Source organism: Chryseobacterium rhizosphaerae (assembly GCF_003385455.1).
Lineage (GTDB): Bacteria > Bacteroidota > Bacteroidia > Flavobacteriales > Weeksellaceae > Chryseobacterium > Chryseobacterium rhizosphaerae.
In genome coordinates, this window is the sequence record NZ_QNUF01000014.1 from 38253 (window position 1) to 60449 (window position 22197).

Here is a 22197-nt window from a genome sequence, read left to right on the forward strand (position 1 = left end):
CAATGCAAAAAAGGAGATAACCTATAATAGTTATCTCCTTAAGTGACCCGGCTGGGATTCGAACCCAGGACCCATACATTAAAAGTGTATTGCTCTACCAGCTGAGCTACCGAGTCGGTCATCTACTTTTTATGTTTCCATTTTCAAGTAAATCCCTTTGTTTAAGGGACTGCAAAGATAGAAACTTTTTCTTTATCTCCGCTATTTTATTTAAAAAAAATCATTTTTTTCACGGGCTATAATGGATGCACATAAGCCTTTCTTCTCCTTCCCTTTTGAAACTGATTCTAAATCAAGCGATTTGGAATTTAAAAACTCAAAACAGCTTAGTTGGAAAAATTAACAAAATGAGGGATATCTGTTGCAAAACTGTTCATTGGCAAAAGATTATTTCTATTGCTGTTAAAATCAAAAACAGAATTATTATCGAAAGGAACACGGGGATAATACATGAAAGAAATTTGAATCCTGTTGAAAACCAGAAAAGGATTATTGATTAACACGCCAATTCCTATCTTGGTGTTTGCATTTGTTTTCAGCAGTTTATCATTGGGCATCCCCAGCCATCCGACTGCCGCCGTTAGATAGGGACTGAAATGGAAATTCTTCCAGGTTTTATTGATAAAGAGTTGAAGCTGATATCTTAAAACCAATTTTTTGGTTCCAATATAATCCGAATTGTAAACAGGAAATTCATCAGCAGCAGAAAGATTGATTCTGTCTTTATAAGAATAATTATGCTGTGGGTTTCCTAAGGCTAAAGTGGGAGAAAAGAAATGTCTTGCTTTGGCAAATTTCCAATCCATGAGATTCGTAAAATACGTTCCATCCAGTCGGAAAGATTCACGATTGGGATCGTCTTCATTAAAAAATCTCCCAAACTGAGCTTTCACATTGAAATATCCCAGCCTTGCAAAGGTACCATAAGACGCAGAAATCCCTATATAAGGCTTCACATCATTACTTCTAGACAAAGCTCCTGCCGTGAAATTCACCGAATTACCATATGCGATATCCTCCGGTAAATCATATTGAAAAATATTCTTCTGAACCGAAAAACTTCTGTGAATATATCCTACAGACATCAGAAAACTGTTGTAAGAGCTAAAATATTTATACTGGTCGATTCCGGGACTGTCTTTATACTGATAATTCTGAAACCTCCCTATCACGGCAATATTACCGGAAACCTTCTCGTTTGGATCAGATGAAACAGGAATCTGATAACCGCCCCATAAATCCTGACTGTATACTTTGATCTGAACTTCCGGAAAACTAGTCTCCGTTTCTGTTGGCAGTAAAACATTCCGCATAAAATATTCGAAACTAAAACCACCGGCCCATTTTGTCAAAGGGGAGAAAAAGTCTCTTCTGACATTGAAGTTGATTCTTTCATTTCTAAAAAAATCCCGTTCCCCCAGTACCTGAGCATTGATATAAGAACCAAAAAGATTATAAGCTGTATAGCTCCCGAAAAGATAATCCTGCTTTTCTTTGGAATCATTTCTATACAGGAAATTCAATTCATGCCCTAACCCAAATACATTTTCTTCCGTCACTCCCAACCCAATTTTACTTCCTGAATAGCTGACTCTGGGTTTCAGACTCCAGGAATCAAGGACTTTCACAACAACATCAATAGAATCCTTACCGGAAGTACTGTCAGAAACACTGATATTAACCCTGTTTATAAAAGGCATCGTTCTCAGCAAACGTTCAGATTCGTAGAGTTTCTGAGCATTATATTCTTCCCCTTCCTCAAAAAGCAAATAATTATTAACGGTGGAATTTTTTGTATTAGAATGAAGATGATTGGTGATCCAATCATACCATTTGGATTTTACTTTACTGTCTTTAGAACCGTATCCGAAAGGGTCAATTGTTTCTATCCGGATATTTCTGATGTATTTTTTATTATAAGCTTCCTGCGACAGTTTTTCAGTCCTGGTTTTAACAGAAGTAGAATCTGCCTCCCTACGGAATATAAAACGATGAATAAATTTGGTGACTTTTCTTTGATCAGAAAATTCTTCTATTTTGTAATAGAGCGAATCTTTTTTTTCCTGTGCATGTAAAAAGAAAAAACCACTTAGAAAGAAAAATACAATTAGAATCGATTTAGTCATTAGTCATCAAGAATTCAATAAAGTTTATAATATCAATTTATAAGCCAATATAGGCTAAAAATACACTAATACCCAGAAAATTTCCATGTAAAAAGTAATAAAATTACTGCTGTTTTGAATAACCAGTCTTCATTCTGAAATAACCTCAATACCCATAGCTACCTATTTCGGCTATTTTCTCTGCCATTTACAATTTTAAAATTCAGTTCTGATCCGAATATAAATCACTAATTGACATCACTTTACAAAACAAAAAAACGGATAAAGCAGTTGTAAAACGCTTCATCCGTCCAAGTGACCCGGCTGGGATTCGAACCCAGGACCCATACATTAAAAGTGTATTGCTCTACCAGCTGAGCTACCGAGTCGGTCATCTACTTTTTCATGTTTCCATTTTCAAGTAAATCCCTTTGTTTAAGGGACTGCAAAGATAGAAAAATACTTTTTAACTCCAACTTTTTTTGAGTGTTTTTAGCGTATTTTTTCTGACAACATATACAAACATCTGTCTATAAATAATTTACAGTATTTATTATTTTTATAAAAATAGTGATCACAGCTTTTTCGATAAACATCATACCAAAGCTGTGGGTACTATTCTCCTGTTTATCGTTGTTTTTTTAAGAATCCACCTTTGGTGTTTTTACAAAGAAGTTCTATTTTTAATCCTCTCGCTGATTGAGCTGATTACGCAGATGATGGGATAAATATCCATTCCTTTCTTAATCTGCAAGAAACTGTGTATTTCTTACCTCTCCCATTAATCTCATAAGTAAGTAAGTTTTAAAAAATCTGCATAATCCGTGGGATCTGCGAGAAAAAAACTATTCTAATCCTCTCGCTGATTAAGCAGATTACGCAGATGATGGTGATAAATCTTGCATAACTTACTTGATCTGCAAGAAAAATGAAATTAAGCTATACTACTCCCCTGCTGGTATTCAAAAAGCTGTACAATAGTATCTACGGCTTCCTGCCCATGATGTTTTCCTATCAGGTAGAGGGCTGCATCTATTCCGGCCGTAATACCTGCCGTCGTGATTAGTTGTTCCTGATCGACAAACCTCACTCCTCTTTTAACATTACTTTCTGTATTATGCTGTTCCAGTGCGTCCAGCAACATACTGTGTGTTGTAATATCATAATGATCAAGGATACCTGTTTCCGAAAGCAGCATACTTCCTGTACAGACCGTGAAAATAACAGTTCCATTATTGCAATGGTCTTTCACCCAATTGAGAACTGTATTTTGAAAATCATCATCCTTCAGATATTGCATTACCTGATCAGGATTTGTTCCGGGAATGACAATCATATCCGGTTTAGGACAGGTCTGTAGGTCATAAGTAGGAACAATAGCCATTGTATTAGCCTCTGCATATACGGCGTCTCTGGTTTTTCCAACGGTATAGCAATGATAACTGCCCGGCAGTATTACATTCGCCTTGACGAAAACATCCAGTGGACCGTTCAAATCAAGAACTTCTACCTGATTATACACTAAAAATGCAACGTTCATGGTTTTAATGTGTTGTACATGTTTCATACGATAGTATTAGGATTAATATGGTAAATAAGGACAAGACTATTCCCTGCTGATTATCATCAGCCGTTCAATAGCATATCCAAAAAAATTAAAAAGTGTTATTCCATTCCCTTAAATGCCTTGCGGTATTGAGCGGGAGAAAGGGAAAGATGTTTTAAAAATACCCTGCGAAGGCTTACTGAACTTCCGAGACCACATTTATCAGCAATCATATCAATGCTCATCTCCGTATATTCCAGCATATTTCTGGCCTGATCCAGTCTCATTTTTTCAAGGAATTTACCGGGACTCATCCCTGATTCTTTTAAGAATACCCTGGAAAAATTACGGATGCTCATATGCATGGTATCTGCTATATATTCAATACTAATAGATTGTCCCAGTTTATCTTTCAGGAGATCACGTACATCTTTCGTCAATGCAGTCATCATATCATAGTCCGGGAGTGCATTTCCAAATTGTAACTGTACGCCGGGTCTCCGAAGATGTAACACAAGATGACGGGCAACTTCCGAGGCTACAGCTTTTCCAAAATCTTCTTCCAGCAGTGCCAGGGCAAGGTCTATTCCCGAAGATACGCCTCCGGAAGTATATATAGGCTTGTCCCGGATGAAAAACGGATTGATATTAACCTCCAGTTCAGGATAAGCCTGTTGTAAGGCATTGGCATATTTCCAGTGTGTGGTTACCTGCTTTCCTTTTAACAGTCCTGCTTTGGCCAGTATAAATGCCCCGATACAAACGGATCCCAACCGCCTCACTTTTGTGCTTATGTTCTGAAGAAAATGATAGAGGTCGGGATTAATGTCATCCACTATGGCAAGGCTTGTCCCAGCTACCAAAAAAGTATCCACATGAAAGTCAATATCATATATTGTATGACTACAGGTCAAAGGCATTCCGGAGCTGGAATATATTACCTTTTCTGAAGTTCCGGATACCATAAAAACACGGTATCCTGATTCATCATCACCCAGAAAACGGTTAGCCGATGTAAACACATCACAGGGACCTGCAATATCCAGTAACTGAACCTCCGGCAGTACCAAAAGTACTATATTCTTCTTTCCTGAATCTTTTCTGACATTCTTCATATCTCGTTCTGTATGATGCAAATGTACACAGAAAGCCTTCCGTCCGCAATGACAAAAAACATACAGTTTCGGCCAGTATTTATACTTTTATGATCTTTACAGACAATAAAAAAGACTGCCCCAAAGACAGTCTTTCACTAACTACATCAACACATTCCCCTATCAAAAAGTCCTGAAACTCTTTGAAAGGCATTTTTAATTTCTTCAAAAATTTCAGGTAGGGAAAGAGAGGTTTCTTACCTATTTTCATAATAATCGTATGAAGGGGTGACCTGCATTTATGCAGGGGATAACCTGCGTGATTTTAAATAAAGTGCCGTACGGTTCAGATACGGAAAAAGGATAATCAATAAAAGCGCCGCAGAAAGGAGCCAGCACATCATTTCATAATAATCCATGGCAAAACGTACATGGTCCTGGGCATTAATCTTTCCGATCATCAGCTTATGGGCGGCTTTGGCAGCATGATCTTCAAGCATTCCTTTCGCACTAAGTTTAGCGGTCTGCTTATGAAGAAAATCCTTTACAGCAGGATCTACCGCAGTCAGATGATCCTGAAAGGCATTATAGTGGCGGCTTTTTTCAAAAAGTTCAAAATAATTAATCAAAGCTATGCTGATACAGAAGCCCAGATACCGTATCGCCAGGGCCATAGCTGCAGCAGAAGGCCCTATAGCAATGGGAACTGATGATATGATAAAAATAATCGTGGGCACCATGATCAGCCCTACACCCAACCCCTGAAGAAACAACGGAATAAAATAATTGAATTCATCTGCCTGTACATCAAAAGAATAATACATCATCCCATAAAAAACAAGAAGCATTAAAAATCCGGGAATCCAGATATTCCGTATCCTCTTCTTCTGTAATACCATACAGCAGGCAATGATCACCCCGGCAATAAGCCCGGCAAGATTAAAAACATTGATATAGGAGAGATAAAAAGGATCAAAGTGTAGCTCTGTAATAAAATAATTATTGGTAATTCCCGAAGCAAAGCGACAGATATACATTACAAAAAGAATCAGTAATCCCATTTTAAAGTTTTGATATCTGAAAACACGCAGATCGATATAAGGTCTTTTAATAGCGCGCTGGCGAATGACTGACACAACGATTAAAATACCAATTCCAATCACACTTCCCAGAATTCTGGGATCCTCAAGCCAGTAATACTCCTGTCCAAAAATCATGATATAGCCGATCAGTACCAGCATGGTACTGTAAACAGCAAAACTTTGCCAGTCCAGTTTATAAAGATGAAACCTGGCACCCGTTCTGTAGTTTGTCATTGCAAGAGTCAGAAAGAAAAGACCTGGCACATATGAAAAAATGGCTGTTTTATAAATAATATTAAAATTATATGAGTCTATAAGATCTGCCGTAATCAGGTTATTAAAAGGCAAAGCACAGATCAGAATACCAAAGAATACGGAAAAGCTGATCTCTCTTCCTCTTTCGCTGCTTAACCGTGTAAAAATTAAGGTGAGGGAAAGATTCACATTTCCTGCAAACAGCATTCCCTGGATAAAACGTACCGGAAACAGGATATACACTTCATTCGTACCATAACAGACCAGACAGGCCATAATCTGTAAAGTCGTAAATAAAAGAAAGTATTCTTTGGCCGCAAGAAAGCTAAAAAAACGCCTCTCCAGGCAGTAAAACCCTACATATCCGGCATAAAACAAAGCTACTGAAAACTGAATATCAGCAGGTTCACACCCATAATATCCTGCTGCTGCATTCACATTAGACAGGGGCAGAAAAAATATAATGATACCCGGGAGGGTCATGGCAAAGAGAATGATCTTGACAAGCCATTCCGGCACCCATCTTTTAAAGTAAGGAATTTTTCTAGCCATTGGAATGCTTTTTACCCGCATATACATTGACGTTCATTCCTAATTTCAGAATATCAATATCTTTTCTTTTACCCTCAATTCTGATACGAACCGGAATACGCTGCACAATTTTCACATAATTCCCGGTTGAGTTATCAGGTGGCAATAATGAAAAGCTTGATCCTGTAGCAGGTGAAAGTGAAATAATCGTCCCCTGAAATTCCTGATCAGGATAAGAATCAGCGACAATTTTCACGTGATCTCCGATATGCATATCCTTGATCTGGGTTTCTTTATAATTAGCCACTACCCATTTATCCGTTTCATTATTTACAATAAAAGCCAGGGTCTCTCCCGCATCAATCATCTGTCCTACCTCAACGGTTCGTCTTCCCATTCTTCCGTCATAAGCCGCGGTGACTACCGTATAGCTTACATCCAGTTTATGACGGTCCAGTAATGCCTGCAGTCTTGCAATTTCGGCCTGTACAACCGTTTTTTCAGCCTGAATATCATTGATCTTCGACACAGAAGCAGCATATGCATCCTGGGAAGATTTATAATTGCTTTCATTCACCTCCAGGGTAGCTTTCACATCTTCAAGGCGTTGTTTAGTTGCAGATTCCTCGTTGTAGAGTTTCTCATATCTGTTATAATCAAGCTTCTGTTTCCAGACTTTTGCTTCATTGGCACTCACCTGAGCCTGTGCTGAAGCAGCTTCCTTTTCTGTAGTAGTGGTATTGCTCGTGAGAACTTTCAGCTGTGCACGGGCTTTCTGAAGAGCCGCCTGGGTCTGTTCCTGCTGAAGAATATATTCACGGCTGTCTATCACCAGAAGGGTATCTCCTTTTTTCACTTCCTGATTTTCTTCAAACTTGACCGCCACGATGAATCCTCCGGCTCTTGAAATAATAGGATTTACATATTCCTGAACCTGAGCATCATTGGTCTGCTCATATTGATAGTAATTGATAAGGGTAAAACCGCCCCAGACAGCAAGTCCGGCGACGATAAAAACTGAAATCCATCCTGTAATTTTTGTAATCAGTCTGTCGGTTGGGGTATATTTTTTTTTCATTGTATTATAAGGTACCTGTAATATTTTGCAGTAAATAATAATTGTTTTGAGCCATGATTCTGGCTGCTTCCAGCTCAAATTTGGTCTGAAGAAGCTGTATGTCTGCATCCAGCAGATCTGTAACCAGAGAGGCCTGATTGAAATAGGTGTTTTTGATAATGCGGGCATTTTCTTTCGCCTGAACCACATTTATTTCAGCTACCTTAATCTGCTCAAGAGCTTCCTCATATCGTAAGTAAGCTTCTTTTACCTGCTGTCTGATTTTATCTTCCGTATTCTTATGAGCTTCTTCCTCTTTTTCAAACTCCAGGGCAGCTGCTTTTACTTTATGGGTATTATGATACAGTGAAGAGATGGAAAATGAAGCTTTTACCCCTACCACTCCCAGCGAATACCAGTCGGGATTATATGGATAAAGGAAAATCTGTGGGTTGGCATAATAAAATTCACCATACAGGCCAACTTTAGGGCTTACATTGGCTTTAACCTGCTTAAGTTTAATTTTACTTAATTCCGTTTGCTGTTCGGAAACATGATAGTCAAAAGAATGATCCATAGCCTGTTTTACATACTCTCCATAGGTGCTGCTTTCATTCCATTCATTAAACGGAGCGTCAGGCATCACCACCTGTTCATCAGGAATTCCTAAAATAATATTCAGCTTCTGTGTGGCTATGAGAATATCATTTTCAATGGTGACCAAAGCCATTTTCCGTTTGGAAAGTTCAAGCTCTATCCGGAGAACATCACTTTTAAGAACCACTCCGTTTTTATATAAAGCCTGAATTTCTTTCAGCTGAACTTTCTGATCGGCAATATCCTGTTGGATAAGATTTCTGAAAATGAATGTTTTCTGAAGGTCAAGATAAAGGGCAGCTGTTTTGTAATGAATATCGGAAACCGCCTGCTCTTTTTGAATATCTTTAATTTTTTGAAGGGTTTGATTCTCTTTGATCTTAAGATTAAGCTTATTTCCCTGATAAATATTCAGGTAAAAATCAGCTCCCGCTCTGTAAAGGGTGTGGATTACTTCATGTTGGGTAGGTTTGGAAAAAATTCCGTTTTCATAAATGGGAATATTGGAAGCTTTCTCGGCAGAACCTTTAACTTCAATTTCCGGAAGCCGTTCTCTTTTGGCATCTTTTACTTCAGCTTCGGCAATGTCTGCATCTATGGTATTGATTCTGATATGACGGCTGTGCTCTTCAGCTTTCTGCCATGCGTCTTTTAAGGAAAGCCGAATGGTGTCATTTCGGGGACTGCCTGCCTGAGCCGATAGCATATAGGAAGTTCCCAGTATCAGCAGTCCGGTAAGATAAATTTTCATCTGAATTTTTGAATTATTGCACTGCAAATTTATCAGCAATCCGGAAAATATTTTTATCTAAAATAGTCAAGTTTTACATGATTCCGGCCAAATGATTATATTTGCATTTTCATACTATTTTCAATTTCTGATGGGATTAATTGCAGCGCTTCCGGATATCGATCGACATGACAAAAGTGTCTTTATTATGCACGAAAAATCAGAAAAACTGATTCCGTTTCACAAGCATACCAAAGGGCAGCTAAGCTATGTGGAAGGCGGTATTGCCTACATTACGATAGATAACCGTACGTATGTAGTGCCCGCCAGGCATTTCTTCTGGATTCCTCAGGGAATGGAACATATCCTGGAAATCGGACATAGTGCTACAGTCCTGCGTTCCCTTTATTTTTACGCTCATGATGATATCGCGGACCCTTTTTACAGCAGACTGGGAATTTATCCCGCATCAGAACTTTTGATTCAAATGATCAAATACACGGAAATATGGGATGAAAAACACGTTTCGGCAAAAGATGAGAATTTTGAATTTTTGGTAGCATTAAAAAAAATCCTGCCAAAAACCCATCAACAGCCATTACCCATTATTCTTCCTGCCACTCATAATAAGCAAATGATGAAAATTGTTTCTTACCTTGAATGGAATATCGGAGAAAAACATACCCTGACCAATGTGAGTACAAGATTTGGATTGAGTGAGCGTTCCATGTCCCGTCTCTTTAAATCGGATATGGATATTTCCTTTCTTCAGTATCTGAAAACATTAAGAATCATCAAAGCGATTGAACTGCTTTTAAATACTGATAAGCCGATCAACGAAATTGCCGATGATGTTGGCTATAGCTCTATTAGTGCCTTCAGTGATACTTTCCATGAGTTTACCCAATCCCGACCTTCTGATCTCAGAAAAAGCAGCAAAGCCTTCCGTAATCCTGCAGTTTAAAGAAGCTGTCCATCCTTTTCATACATCAAGAATCAAATACTAAACACATGCACCGGAAAGATGGCGAAAATTCAAAAAATTTTGACGGGGTGGTCAATTATTCTCAATTCCTATGATCTTTATCAAACTTTAAAAAAATAAAAGAGTTTTTTATCTTCTATTAAAAATAAGTTTATATCTTTGTCCTATAAAATTCAGAAGAAATGTTTTCCAAAACCTGCGAATACGCATTAAGAGCTTTGATCTATATCGCCCAGCAGTCTAAAAACGGCAGCCGGGTTGGAATCAAAGACATAGCTAAAAGCATTAGTTCGCCTGAACATTTTATAGCCAAAATTCTACAGGATTTAAGTAGAAAAGGATTTGTTCAGTCGGCGAAAGGCCCAAACGGAGGTTTTTATATGGATCAGCAGAATTTGAATAATACCATTGCGGATATTGTGAGAGAAATTGATGGTGACAAGCTGTTTTCAGGCTGTGGATTAGGTCTTGAACAGTGTTCTGAAACACATCCCTGCCCTCTTCATGATCAGTTTAAGAGTATCAGAACCAATCTTCGTATCATGCTGGAGAGTTCTAAAATACAGGCATTTGTCGATAATTTAGATTTAAAACTGACCTATCTTAAGACCTAAAAAAAATTTAATTAAATAAAAGATAAAAAGGTCTTAATATATTAAATAATAAAAAATGAAATTATATCTTAAAAATCCTGTTGTACTGATACTGTTTTGTGTAATGGCGGGAATGTTTATGACCATTAGTTTTTTGGAAACCCCGATGAAATTTCAGGTAGAAGGAATAACACTTTCAACAGCATTGGGATTGGGGAAACTGATGTTTGGCCTCTCCACAAAAATACAAGGTCTATTCCTTGCTTTAATTCTGATAATCATGTATATCAGCCGTAAAAACTATACAAAAACTGACTGTATGGTTCTCACGGTTTTAATGTTCATACTCCTTTTAGAACAATTTTGGATGCTTCCCGTACTCGATGCGCGGGTAGATCGTATTTCTTCGGGACTATCATTACCGGCTACTCCACTTCATGACTATTTCATCTATGCGGAAAGTGCCAAAGCACTAACGTTAGTATTGGCTATTATTTTACAATTTAAAACTCAACCCAATGAATACTGAAAATATTGAAAAAATGTCCGGTCACTGGCTGCTGGCCAGGATTGGTAAAAAAGTTCTTCGCCCGGGAGGCCTGATGCTTACGGAAAAAATGCTGAGCATGTTACATATTACTCCTGATGATGATGTCGTGGAGTTGGCTCCGGGACTTGGTTATACAGCACGTCTCACCTTAAAAAACAATCCTAAATCTTATACAGGAATTGATGCTGAACAACGAGTAACAGATCATTTGAATAAGGAATTCAGGCAAACTTCTGCAAAATTTCAATCTGGGAATGCCGCCCACACTTCATTACCGGAGCAGTCCGCTGACAAAGTCTATGGAGAAGCACTATTGAGTATGCATGCTGACCACAGAAAATCTGAAATTATAAAGGAGGCTTCCCGAATTTTAAAGCCTAAAGGATATTACGCAATCCATGAACTGGCACTGGCACCAGATACTTTAGATGATGGTATAAAACTGCATATTCAGAAAGACCTGGCTTCGGCCATTAAAGTAAATGCCCGTCCATTAACTGTTTCAGAATGGACCCATCTCCTGGAAAAGGAAGGTTTTACCATTAAAAAAATAGAAACGGCTCCTATGCATCTTTTAGAACCCCAAAGAATCATCAGTGATGAAGGGTTCCGGGGATTTCTGAAAATTGTAGGTAATCTCATGATCCAACCTGATATACGATCCAGAGTACTACGAATGAGAAAAACATTTAAAAAATATGAAGACTGCCTTTGTGCTGTATCTATTCTCGCTCAGAAAATTTAAATCAATATTATGAAAACACAATTCTTACATACCGCCATTATATTCAGCTTATCTTTATTTTGTTTTTCCTGTTCCAGCAAGGATACCACCCCGATTCCACAACCCGTTCCTTATACTGAACAACCCGCTCCACAGCCAGCTGAAACTCCGGCTCCTCCTGTTTCTAGTAATACTTCCGGCGATCCGGGCCTGAAACTGATAGAAGGAGCAGATTGCCTTGCCTGCCATAAAATAGATGCCAAATTAATAGGACCTTCCTATCAGGATGTAGCGGCAAAGTATACAGACGCAGATATGGATCAATTGGCACAAAAAATCATTGAGGGCGGAAAAGGAAATTGGGGTGATATCCCGATGACCCCTCATGAAGGCCTCAATAAAGATGATGCTAAACAAATGGTGAAATATATCCTTTCCCTAAAAAAACAGTAAAAAAATTTAAAATAATAAAAGACAAAAAAGTATTATATTATGAATACAAAAACAGACTTAATAGGAAATATGGTGGCTGAAGACTTCAGAACAGCTGCTGTTTTTAAAAGACATGGAATAGATTTCTGCTGTAAAGGCGGAAGAACAATAGAGGAAGCCTGTACTCCTAAAAAACTTGATCCGGAAAAGGTTTATGCCGAACTGGAATCTTTACCGGCAAATGAAGGCGGCTCCATTGATTTTGGCAGCTGGCCTCTCGATCTTCTGGCAGATTATATTGAAAAGACACATCACCGTTATGTAGAGGAAAAAACACCGGTTTTACAGGCTTTTCTGGATAAATTATGCAAAGTTCACGGGGGCAGACATCCGGAATTATTTGAAATCAATACGCTATTCAATGAATCTGCCCATGACCTGGCAGCTCATATGAAAAAAGAGGAGTTTATCCTGTTTCCTTTTGTAAGAAATATGATGAAAGCCAAAATATCGGGAGGGTCCCTTCAGCATCCGGCTTTTGGAACAGTGGAAAATCCGGTCAGCATGATGCAGCATGAGCACAGTGTAGAAGGAGACCGTTTCAGAAGAATTGCGGAGATAACCCATGAATATCTTCCCCCGGCTGATGCCTGCAATACTTACAAAGTAGCTTTTGCCATGCTTCAGGATTTTGAAAATGACCTGCACAAGCATATCCACCTGGAAAATAATATCCTCTTCCCGAAAGCCATCCAACTGGAAAAAGAATGTACTGTTGAATCTTAAAAAAACACACGGAATGACACCTAAAAAACTTTGGCGATGGCTTGCTGTAGTGATGATTGCTTCATTTGCCGTTCTTATATTTTATGGAACAGAAATTTACAGAAAGGTTCCTCCGATTCCTGATAAAGTAGTCAGTACGGACGGAACGGTGATCGCTACAGGACAGGATATTAAAGACGGACAGAATGTATGGCAGTCTATTGGCGGACAAACGGTAGGAAGCATCTGGGGACATGGTGCTTATATTGCTCCGGACTGGACTGCTGATTATGTTCACAGAGAATCTCTTCTCCTTCTTGATGAACTGGCCAAAAAAGACGGAAAGACCTACAAAGAACTTCCCGATGATGAGCAGGCTAAATATCAGGTATTGCTGAAAAAAGAACTTCGTACCAATACTTTCAATGAAAGCAATAACGAAATTATTTTCTCTCCCGAAAGAGCTGAGGTTCAAAAACAGCTCTCCCGGTATTATTCAAAACTGTTTATGAATGATCCTTCCATGGCTACGCTGCGCGGCCAGTACGCTATTCCGGAGAATACCGTCAAAGATGCGGGAAGAATGGCTCAAATGAACGCATTCTTTGCATGGACTTCATGGGTCTGTATCACGGAACGTCCGGGAGATGATGTCACCTATACCAATAACTGGCCACACGATGAATCGGTAGGAAATGTTCCTCCTCCTTCACTGCATCTATGGTCCGGATTCAGTATACTGCTGTTATTGGCCTGTGTGGGGCTTCTGGTATTTTATCATGCCAGAAATAAGGAAGAAGAAATCAGTGAGGTGCTTCCTCTTGAGGATCCGCTCCGCAATATGAAACCTACCCCTTCTATGAAGGCTACTTTAAAATACATCTGGGTAGTCGCTTTACTGATTCTGGTTCAGATGCTCGCAGGAGTTATTACGGCTCATTATGGTGTGGAAGGAAGCGGTTTTTACGGTATCCCATTGGACCAGTTTTTACCACAGTCGGTTTCCAGAAGCTGGCACGTACAGCTGGCCATATTCTGGATTGCCACTTCCTGGCTGGCAACGGGACTTTATATTGCTCCGGCTGTTTCCGGATTTGAACCCAAATACCAGAAATTGGGTGTTAATATGTTATTCGGAGCTTTATTGATTGTTGTACTGGGCTCTTTAACCGGACAATGGCTGGGGGTAATGCAAAAACTGGGTCTGGTAGATAATTTCCTTTGGGGACACCAGGGATATGAATATGTAGAACTTGGAAGGGTCTGGCAGATTTTACTGCTTGTTGGGCTTATTCTTTGGCTTGTCTTAATGGTAAGAGCATTGCTTCCCGCTTTAAAAAGAAAAGACGGAGACCGGCATTTACTGACCTTATTCACGCTTTCAGCCGTAGCTATTGCCTTGTTTTATGGAGCAGGCTTAATGTATGGAAGACAGACGCATCTGGCTATTGCTGAATACTGGAGATGGTGGGTGGTCCACCTTTGGGTAGAAGGTTTCTTTGAAGTTTTCGCAACGGTAGTAGCTGCATTTTTATTTACAAGATTAGGATTATTGAGACTGAAATCGGCAACCCATGCTGTATTATTTTCAACGATTATATTCCTCGCAGGAGGTATTTTGGGAACTTTCCACCATCTCTACTTCAGTGCTACGCCTACCGCTGTGCTGGCATTGGGAGCTACTTTCAGTGCACTGGAAATTGTTCCGCTTGTTTTGATCGGTTATGAAGCTTATCAAAACTATCAGCTCAGCAAATCCACCCCATGGATCCAGGCTTACAAATGGCCGATCTACTGTTTCATTGCCATGTGTTTCTGGAACTTTCTCGGGGCAGGCATTTTCGGATTTGCCATCAATCCACCGATAGCCCTGTATTATATCCAGGGGCTGAATACTACTGCTGTTCATGGCCACGCTGCCCTGTTTGGGGTATATGGAATTCTAGGAATCGGATTAATGCTGTTTGTATTACGGGGGCTGTATCCCGACAGACAGTGGAATGATAAACTTATTGGCTGGGCATTTTGGCTGACCAATATAGGATTACTGGTGATGGTCACCATCAGTCTTCTGCCTATAGGAATTATGCAGTCTGTAGCATCTATTAAGGAAGGATATTGGTATGCCCGTTCTGCAGAATTCATGCAGACCGACATCATGCATTTTTTAAGATGGATGCGTGTTCCCGGAGATATTTTACTGGCCGCCGGAGAGCTATTACTTATCATTTTTATTTTGGGGCTAAAGTTCGGATGGTCACTGAAAGAAAAACGGTAACCCATTTTTTTAAACCCCATAGGTTGTAAGATGAGGGTTTATTTATTATCCTAAAAAAAGAATTATGAAACGTAATGAAAATATCGTCCTTTTATCCAGGGATCATCACTTCGGATTACTTTGCAGCTGGAAAATAAGACAGGGACTGAAAAAAGAAGTTGAACTTTCCAGGATCAAAAATTATATTCTTTATTTCTGGAAAAATCATCTTGAAGAGCATTTCCATGAAGAGGAGCATCTTCTTTTTCCTCCTCTTACGGATGAATATTCCTCCCGGATACAATATGAACATCATCAGATAAAAACGTTGATCCTTCAAATTGAAAATTCAGAAAATGCAGCTCATTTTTCAAATTTTGCTGATCTTCTGGAACAACATATCCGTTTTGAGGAACGCAGTTGGCTTCCCCATCTGGAAGAAAAACTGGATCCTGAAGTTTTAAACACCATTGGAAAGGAATTAGATCAGATTCATTCCGAAGAGAAGGATCTTTATCCCGATGAATTCTGGAAATAAGAATGAATAAAAAAAGTCTCCGAATACAGGTATTCGGAGACTTTTCTATTTTTGTAAGCAGCAGATTATTGAGTCGCTTTCATTATTGCTGTGGTAATCTGATTTTCTTTTTTCTTCGCGTACGTAGAATCAAAAGGTTCCATAATATCGAATAAATACTGATAAAAAGGGGTAATCCTTTGTACATTTTCCGATTCTTTCACTGCCTTCTCTTTCCCCATCTTCTGAAGTCCGCTGGCAAAAATATTGAACTTCTTATCGATCGGTTCAACAGATTGCAAGAGGTAAGCATAGGCTTTTTCTTTCTGACCAAGTGTTTTATAAGCCTCTGTAACAGCAGAAACCACAAGAGCATATTCCATAGGTTTTGTTCTCATCTGTTTCCGTGCCGCCCTCTGGAATGAAGGGGAAAGATTCAGGTAATAATCATATTCTTTGAAAATTTCATTCTTAAGATTTTCCGCAAGCTGTAATCCTTTCTGTTCCTGACCTGCAATAATGTATCCTGATACAATTGAACTTAATGAACGGGGATCATTGTACTTTTCTGCAGGAATTTCTTTGGCTGCAAGCTCTAAAAGTTCAACAGCTTTAGCCTTCTGATTGTTCAGTACCAATGCAGAAACCGCTCTGCTTACAGACATCCTGTAGCCGATGATATTGGATGTGGCTGTTTCATCATAATAGATACTCAGATCTTTAAAATTTCCCCATCTGAAGTTTTTCACTACCTGATAAAGAGAATTCGGATCTACCCTTCCTTTATCTCCATCAGGATGCTGAGGGGTATGGATGGGTATTAGTCTGTAACTGAATCCGTCAAACTGAAGATATTCATCAAGGTAGAAAATATTTTCACTGTCATAGATTCCTCCTGAAGAGAAGTTAATCGGACGTTTCCAGTCGAAGTTTGCCAATAGATCCATCATCATCAGGTTATTTTTATACAGTGTATTTCCTTTATAGGTAATCATAATCTGATTGACAACATTGGGAAGGTCTTCCGGGTTAATGATTCCTGCTTTCACAGCATTTTCTTTATTGACGGGAAGGATAAATTTGTTGACAGGAAGGATATTGAATTTCTCATATTTCTCTTCTCCAAAATACATTTTTAAAAGCTGATCTTTTTCAGGAGATTTGAACTTAATAAAATCAATAGCCTGCTTCAGTGTTAAAGAATCCTGCGTAAGGTACTTTCTGAATGACTGGAATTCTGTTTCCGGAGCTCCCTGTTCTTTCAACATAGAGAAAACACCCTCCCAATCTTCTTTCTTCATCATATAGACCTGCTCATTGACTCCATCTCTATAATCTTCATGTGTTAATTGGCTTGGAATTCCCTTTGCATTGTAGGTTTTTCTTTTTACCTGATCTATACTCCAGGGAGTAGCCAGTAGTGTAAAATTTACTGTTTTTACATCATCCCTGAATCTCTCAGTTTCCTGAATCGCCCAAACCGGAAAAGTATCATTATCACCATAAATAAAAATAATATCCTCTTTTGGTAACGATCTTAGGAATGAATAAGCATAATCATATGCCGCAGATTTCCGGCTTCGGTCATGTGATGTATAGTTCTGGAAACCCATCATAAAAGGTATTCCCAATAGAACAACTCCTAATGCTATATTGACTCCGTTAGATTTTATTTTGGATTGTAAGAACCACAGAATAGCTCCGGCTCCCAATCCTATCCAGATGGCAAAAGCATAGAATGAACCTACCATGGCATAATCTCTTTCTCTTACTTCAAAAGGCTTTACTCCTGTATAGAAAACAATTCCAACACTGGTTAAAATAAATAAGGATAATAAGGCATAGAATCTTCCGAAGTCTCTGTTCAACTGGAAAAAGAATCCGATCAATCCTAAAATCAATGGGAGGAAGAAAAAGGCTACGGTACTTTCATTTTTAAAATTAGCAGGCATTGAATCCTGATTTCCAAGTAGTGCATTATCGATAAAAGAAAAGCCTGAGATCCAGTTTCCCTGGGTATTTTCCATATGTCCCTGAAGATCATTCTGCCTTCCTACGAAGTTCCACATCAGGTACCTTACAAAGTAATACCCGTTTTGGAAAGAGATGAAGTAATCCATATTCTGGGCGAAAGAAGGTCTCTGAACCTTGATCAGGTCATATGGTTTTACCTTTAAATAATCTGCCGCAGTAATTGATTTGTCTTCATATTTTGTTCTCATCTCATCGAAGATCTGCTTAGCCTGTGGGTTGTCTGCAACATCCTCGTTGTCGTAGTTAAAGGTGAAATCCGGAGCTCCATACAGCGCAATATAGTTGGCCGCTACCTCTTTATCTTCACTGAACATTCTGGGCATAAAGCTTATATGGGATTTACTGAACACATAATTGAATCTTTCCCCTGTTTTTCTATAGGTTCCGGTTTTTTCGTCTTTTTCGTAAATATCTCCTGTTTTCTCTGTTTTATAACTTCCGTCTTCATTTTTCTCTATCCCTTTTGCATCAAGGAATGCGGTATAATTTTGTCCATAAGTCGTTGGCCAGTCACCATACTGTACCCTGTTATAATAATCTCTCATGCCAATAGCTGTATCAGGATCATTAAGGTTCATCGGCGGATTGGCATTTGCTCTGATCGGGATGACCATCCAGCATGAAAACCCTATCATCATGTATACCAAGGATAAAACGATGGTTTGATATATTTTCTTTTTAGTCTTCCTCGCATATTGTATCAGCATATATGAAACTGCTACCATCAGTATAAATGCGACAATAGTTCCGGAGTGGAAAGGTAGACCCAGCCCATTCACAAAGAAAATCTCCAGTCTTCCGAACATCGTCATGATCAAAGGGAAAATAATCTTAAATACCAACGCCAGGATCACCAGTGTTATAAAATTAGCCAGAATAAAACTTTTCCAGGTAAACGTATAATTTCTTGCATAATATACAAGGCATACGGCAGGAATCGCCAGCATACACATCATATGTACCCCAACAGAAAGTCCTAAAATAAAGAAGATAAGAATAATCCATCGCTCACTGTCCGCTGCTTGATACTCATTCTCCCATTTCGTGATCAGCCACACCAAAAGCGCTATAAACAGTAAAGCCATCGAATATACTTCTCCCTCTACTGCCGAAAACCAAAAGGTATCTGAAAAAGTAAAACATAAAGCCCCAACCACTCCGGCAAACAGAATAGAAAATTCCTGTTTCTTGCTTATTTCTTCAACATCTTTATGTAAAAGTCTCCTTAAAAAATGGGTGATTGTCCAGAATAAAAATAAAATAGTAAACGCACTGAACAATGCAGACATCGCATTGATCACAATAGCATAATTCTGTTCGTTCCCCAGTGCAAAAATACTGGCTACCGCCCCCATAATCTGAAATAAAGCCGCTCCCGGGGCGTGGGTGACTTCAAGTTTTACGGCTGATGAAATATACTCTCCACAGTCCCAGAAACTCAAATAATGTTCTATCGTTGAGAGATAGGTAATTAAGGCAATACCGAAAAGGAACCATCCGAGCACGGTGTTCCATTTTTTAAAAGACCAATTTTTCATATAATATTCTCCAATAATCAGTAAGACAACCGGGAAAAGGAAAGTATTACACAGTATTGTGAAAATATTACATTTTTCAGAGCCTATTTATACAAAAAGCCTTCAGGTCAGAAGGCTAAAGGTTTATATTTTTATAAGAAAATTCTTGCTTTAATATGTATTATTCAATCCTCCATCCAAGGGAATACTAGTTCCGGTGAGATAGGCTGAATATTCTGATGCCAGAAAAGCCACCAGGTGACCATATTCTTCCGGTTTTCCTAATCTTTTCATTGGAATCTTATTTTCTCTGGCTTTTTTTATTTCTTCAGTGGAAGCTCCTGTTTGCTGTGCTTCATGATTAATAAGATTCTGGATTCTTTCTGTATCAAAATATCCGGTGAGAACATTGTTTACAGTAACATTATGCTGGGCTATTTCATTCGATAATGTCTTGGCCCAGGCGATTACTGCTGAACGGATAGAGTTGGAAAGCGCAAGGTTATTAATGGGCTCTTTCACTGATAATGAAGAAACATTGATGATACGGCCTTTTTTCTGCTGAATCATATGAGGTAAAGCCAGCAATGTGGTTTCACAGACTGTTTTAAAGAGCAGATCAAATGCTTTTTGATAATCTTCTGCATTTTTGTCCAGGGCCAACCCCGGTTCAGGACCATTGGTATTATTGACCAGAATATCTATGGAATGATTGCTGAAATAGTCTGTTATCGTTTTCTTATAGCTCTCAAAGTCAGAAAAATCGGCAACCAGATATTCGTGTTTCTGATCTGCATTCACGATTGGTAATAAAGAAACAAAGTCTTTAAGTTTATCCTCATTACGGGACATTACCGTGACATTGGCTCCGCATTTTGCCAGCTCTATGGCAATTCCGGCTCCTATTCCCTGCGTTGCTGCTCCTACCAGAGCATTTTTTGAAAAAAGTTGAATATTCATAAGCTCTTTGCTGAATTATATTGATTCATATAAATGTAAGAAAAAACCTTCAAAATCTGTTTGAAGGTTTCTTATTCTGCGGTCGATAATTATTTCACCACGGTGGCTTCCAGTTCTACTTTCAATGTTTCAAATAGCCCGTTTACTTCCAGCATGGTAACAGCCTGTTCGATCCGGTGTTTTGCAATCCACTCCTGAAGGATCGGAAAATATGGCCAAAGCTCGTGTGTAGAAGTGGTATATATGTTTAACCTGACAATGCCCTTACATTCATACCCTGCTGTGGTTATAACTTCTTCTAAATTTGCGATAGCCTGCACCAGCTGGGATTTCATGTCTTTATCACTTGAGGTTCCGTCAGGATCAATAGCCGCCTGCCCGGAGCAGTATAATGTACTTGTGGCATTCTTCACCTCAACCGCCTGGGAATAACTTCTTTCATCCTGCCACTTCCACGGGTTTACTGTTCTTTTTTCCATTGTATTCAATTTATTAAAGGTTACTTTGCAAAATTGAAGAATAGAGGCTTTACAACTCTGTGATCGCGATCACGATTATGAAGTGAGGGAAATCACAATTTTAGAGCGGTAACCTGCTTAATGTTTCTCTGGAAACTCCTAAATAGGCTGCAAGAAGAGACTTTGGAACGCGTTGGACGAGTGTCGGATACTTTTCAAGCAGTTGCTTGTAGCGGTCTTTTATCTCAGTGGTCATCGTAGAAATAATCCGTTGTTGTGCCGCAATGAAACCCATATATGCTTTTTCCAGGAAAAAATGCTCAAGCTTGGGTAGCTCTGTACATAATTTTCTGTAATCGGGCAAACTCAGGCACAAGACTTCAGTGGCTTCCACACACTGCAGAAACATGGTGGCCTTGGTTTGTGTATAATACGCCTGAAAATCTGTTTCCCACCAATCTTCCATGGCAAATCCTACAATATGCTCCTTTCCTGATTCATCGGTATACACCAGTTTCAGCAAGCCTTTTAACACAAAATAATGGTAGGCTACCGCTTCCCCTTCCTGTACTAAAAACTGATGTTTTTTATATTTTCTAAAAGAGAAGAGAGAAGATACTATTCCGAATTCTTCGTCGGTAAGCGGAACGATTTTTTCAATATGGATTCTTAGCTGCTCTAGCATTTTGTATAATTGAACTTCTTATTTAACTGGTCAAAAGCAATTTCTTTATTTATAATTTCAGCAACCTCATCAAACGTCACCAGCCCTTCTGCCTCAAATGTGCGCCCATTAGGAACTTTATACGTATATTCAAAAATATCCCGCTGATAAATATTCTTTAGAATGGCAACCTGCGACGGCTTTAAATAGGGTTCATGGGTCTTCAGCTGATGATATAAATTCTGTTTCAGATCTTCCTCATCATCTTCATAAAACATAGCGTCTTCATCTATTTCCGTTACTGCTTCCAGCAATTGGCGAAAAATAAAATCCTGTAAATTTCCGGCCAATACTTCTGCCTCTTCGTCATCATGAGGAATCAGTGTAATGGGAATTTCACCATTATTCTGCAGGTCAAACTGAAAAGCATACAAGTCTCCTGCTCCATTTTTAGCAAACGGAACAAACTGATAATCCGGATGAATATTTCTATAATCCTCCTCATCCGACATTTCTTCAATGAAAGCTCTCACCAACTGAGGATCGTCCCAGATCTCAATATCATATCCAAATAGCAATAGCGGAGGATTCTTTTTTAGTTGAGGAAAAACCGTAAGATGCCAATCCGGTCCGGCTTCACCCCAATCCAGCATCTTGTTTTCGGCAAGCTGCTTATAGATTTCAGGATATTGAAAATCATAGGTTTCTTCTAATTCTGTGGTCATATTCATTGTGATTTCAATT

Annotated in this window: 20 protein-coding genes and 2 tRNA genes; 8 read left to right on the forward strand and 14 right to left on the reverse strand. The window is 38.9% G+C overall.

The window, feature by feature from the left end; all coding sequences use genetic code 11:
• Positions 1–43: 43 nt before the first annotated feature.
• The 9 genes from DRF57_RS13170 to DRF57_RS13205 all read right to left on the reverse strand — a co-directional run bounded on the left by DRF57_RS13170 (position 44) and on the right by DRF57_RS13205 (position 9018).
• A tRNA-Lys gene (locus tag DRF57_RS13170) sits at positions 44–116 on the reverse strand.
• A gap of 210 nt (positions 117–326) precedes the next feature.
• The gene (locus tag DRF57_RS13175; protein ID WP_115918936.1) at positions 327–2126 is read right to left on the reverse strand and encodes a BamA/TamA family outer membrane protein; all 1800 of its coding nucleotides are present in this window, start codon (positions 2124–2126) and stop codon (positions 327–329) included.
• A 295-nt stretch (positions 2127–2421) separates the two neighbouring features.
• Positions 2422–2494, reverse strand: a tRNA-Lys gene (locus tag DRF57_RS13180).
• Positions 2495–3039: 545 nt separating this feature from the next.
• Complete coding sequence (locus DRF57_RS13185; protein ID WP_047490648.1) at positions 3040–3672, reverse strand: DJ-1/PfpI family protein; 633 nt, start codon at positions 3670–3672, stop codon at positions 3040–3042.
• Positions 3673–3770: 98 nt separating this feature from the next.
• Positions 3771–4766, reverse strand: a complete 996-nt coding sequence (locus tag DRF57_RS13190) for a GlxA family transcriptional regulator (protein WP_115918938.1) — start codon at positions 4764–4766, stop codon at positions 3771–3773.
• A 79-nt stretch (positions 4767–4845) separates the two neighbouring features.
• Positions 4846–4974: a hypothetical protein gene (locus DRF57_RS24170; protein WP_262511487.1), complete on the reverse strand. Its 129-nt coding sequence runs from the start codon at positions 4972–4974 to the stop codon at positions 4846–4848.
• Positions 4975–5044: 70 nt separating this feature from the next.
• On the reverse strand, positions 5045–6634 hold the full coding sequence (locus tag DRF57_RS13195) for an MFS transporter (RefSeq protein ID WP_167449372.1): 1590 nt from the start codon (positions 6632–6634) through the stop codon (positions 5045–5047).
• Positions 6627–7691 (reverse strand): HlyD family secretion protein, encoded by a 1065-nt coding sequence (locus tag DRF57_RS13200; RefSeq protein ID WP_047490653.1) that lies wholly within the window; start codon positions 7689–7691, stop codon positions 6627–6629. The genes DRF57_RS13195 and DRF57_RS13200 overlap by 8 nt, the downstream gene beginning before the upstream one ends.
• A gap of 4 nt (positions 7692–7695) precedes the next feature.
• Positions 7696–9018: a TolC family protein gene (locus DRF57_RS13205; protein WP_115918942.1), complete on the reverse strand. Its 1323-nt coding sequence runs from the start codon at positions 9016–9018 to the stop codon at positions 7696–7698.
• A gap of 130 nt (positions 9019–9148) precedes the next feature.
• On the opposite strand from DRF57_RS13205, the gene DRF57_RS13210 reads away from it, so the two are divergent.
• The 8 genes from DRF57_RS13210 to DRF57_RS13245 all read left to right on the forward strand — a co-directional run bounded on the left by DRF57_RS13210 (position 9149) and on the right by DRF57_RS13245 (position 15841).
• Complete coding sequence (locus DRF57_RS13210; RefSeq protein ID WP_047490658.1) at positions 9149–9961, forward strand: AraC family transcriptional regulator; 813 nt, start codon at positions 9149–9151, stop codon at positions 9959–9961.
• A 203-nt stretch (positions 9962–10164) separates the two neighbouring features.
• The gene (locus tag DRF57_RS13215; RefSeq protein WP_084084748.1) at positions 10165–10596 is read left to right on the forward strand and encodes an RrF2 family transcriptional regulator; all 432 of its coding nucleotides are present in this window, start codon (positions 10165–10167) and stop codon (positions 10594–10596) included.
• A gap of 55 nt (positions 10597–10651) precedes the next feature.
• A complete protein-coding gene (locus DRF57_RS13220) occupies positions 10652–11104 on the forward strand; it encodes a hypothetical protein (protein ID WP_228450261.1) in 453 nt (150 codons plus the stop codon).
• Positions 11094–11870: a class I SAM-dependent methyltransferase gene (locus DRF57_RS13225; RefSeq protein ID WP_115918944.1), complete on the forward strand. Its 777-nt coding sequence runs from the start codon at positions 11094–11096 to the stop codon at positions 11868–11870. Before DRF57_RS13220 ends, DRF57_RS13225 begins: the two co-directional genes overlap by 11 nt.
• Positions 11871–11879: 9 nt before the next feature.
• Entirely contained in the window at positions 11880–12302 is a 423-nt protein-coding gene (locus tag DRF57_RS13230) for a c-type cytochrome (protein WP_167449373.1), read from the forward strand.
• 39 nt (positions 12303–12341) lie between these two features.
• On the forward strand, positions 12342–13067 hold the full coding sequence (gene ric, locus DRF57_RS13235; RefSeq protein ID WP_115918946.1) for an iron-sulfur cluster repair di-iron protein: 726 nt from the start codon (positions 12342–12344) through the stop codon (positions 13065–13067).
• 13 nt (positions 13068–13080) lie between these two features.
• A complete protein-coding gene (locus DRF57_RS13240) occupies positions 13081–15324 on the forward strand; it encodes a nitric-oxide reductase large subunit (RefSeq protein WP_115919040.1) in 2244 nt (747 codons plus the stop codon).
• A 64-nt stretch (positions 15325–15388) separates the two neighbouring features.
• A complete protein-coding gene (locus DRF57_RS13245; RefSeq protein ID WP_115918948.1) occupies positions 15389–15841 on the forward strand; it encodes a hemerythrin domain-containing protein in 453 nt (150 codons plus the stop codon).
• Positions 15842–15906: 65 nt separating this feature from the next.
• Here the strand turns inward: DRF57_RS13245 and DRF57_RS13250 are convergent, their stop codons facing one another.
• The 5 genes from DRF57_RS13250 to DRF57_RS13270 all read right to left on the reverse strand — a co-directional run bounded on the left by DRF57_RS13250 (position 15907) and on the right by DRF57_RS13270 (position 22178).
• Entirely contained in the window at positions 15907–19392 is a 3486-nt protein-coding gene (locus DRF57_RS13250; protein WP_115918950.1) for a glycosyltransferase family 117 protein, read from the reverse strand.
• 150 nt (positions 19393–19542) lie between these two features.
• On the reverse strand, positions 19543–20331 hold the full coding sequence (locus tag DRF57_RS13255) for an SDR family oxidoreductase (protein WP_115918953.1): 789 nt from the start codon (positions 20329–20331) through the stop codon (positions 19543–19545).
• Between the two features lie 89 nt (positions 20332–20420).
• Positions 20421–20810: a RidA family protein gene (locus DRF57_RS13260; protein ID WP_115918954.1), complete on the reverse strand. Its 390-nt coding sequence runs from the start codon at positions 20808–20810 to the stop codon at positions 20421–20423.
• 100 nt (positions 20811–20910) lie between these two features.
• The gene (locus tag DRF57_RS13265) at positions 20911–21474 is read right to left on the reverse strand and encodes a Crp/Fnr family transcriptional regulator (protein ID WP_115918956.1); all 564 of its coding nucleotides are present in this window, start codon (positions 21472–21474) and stop codon (positions 20911–20913) included.
• Positions 21468–22178, reverse strand: a complete 711-nt coding sequence (locus DRF57_RS13270) for an SMI1/KNR4 family protein (RefSeq protein ID WP_228450259.1) — start codon at positions 22176–22178, stop codon at positions 21468–21470. The genes DRF57_RS13265 and DRF57_RS13270 overlap by 7 nt, the downstream gene beginning before the upstream one ends.
• Positions 22179–22197 lie beyond the last annotated feature (19 nt).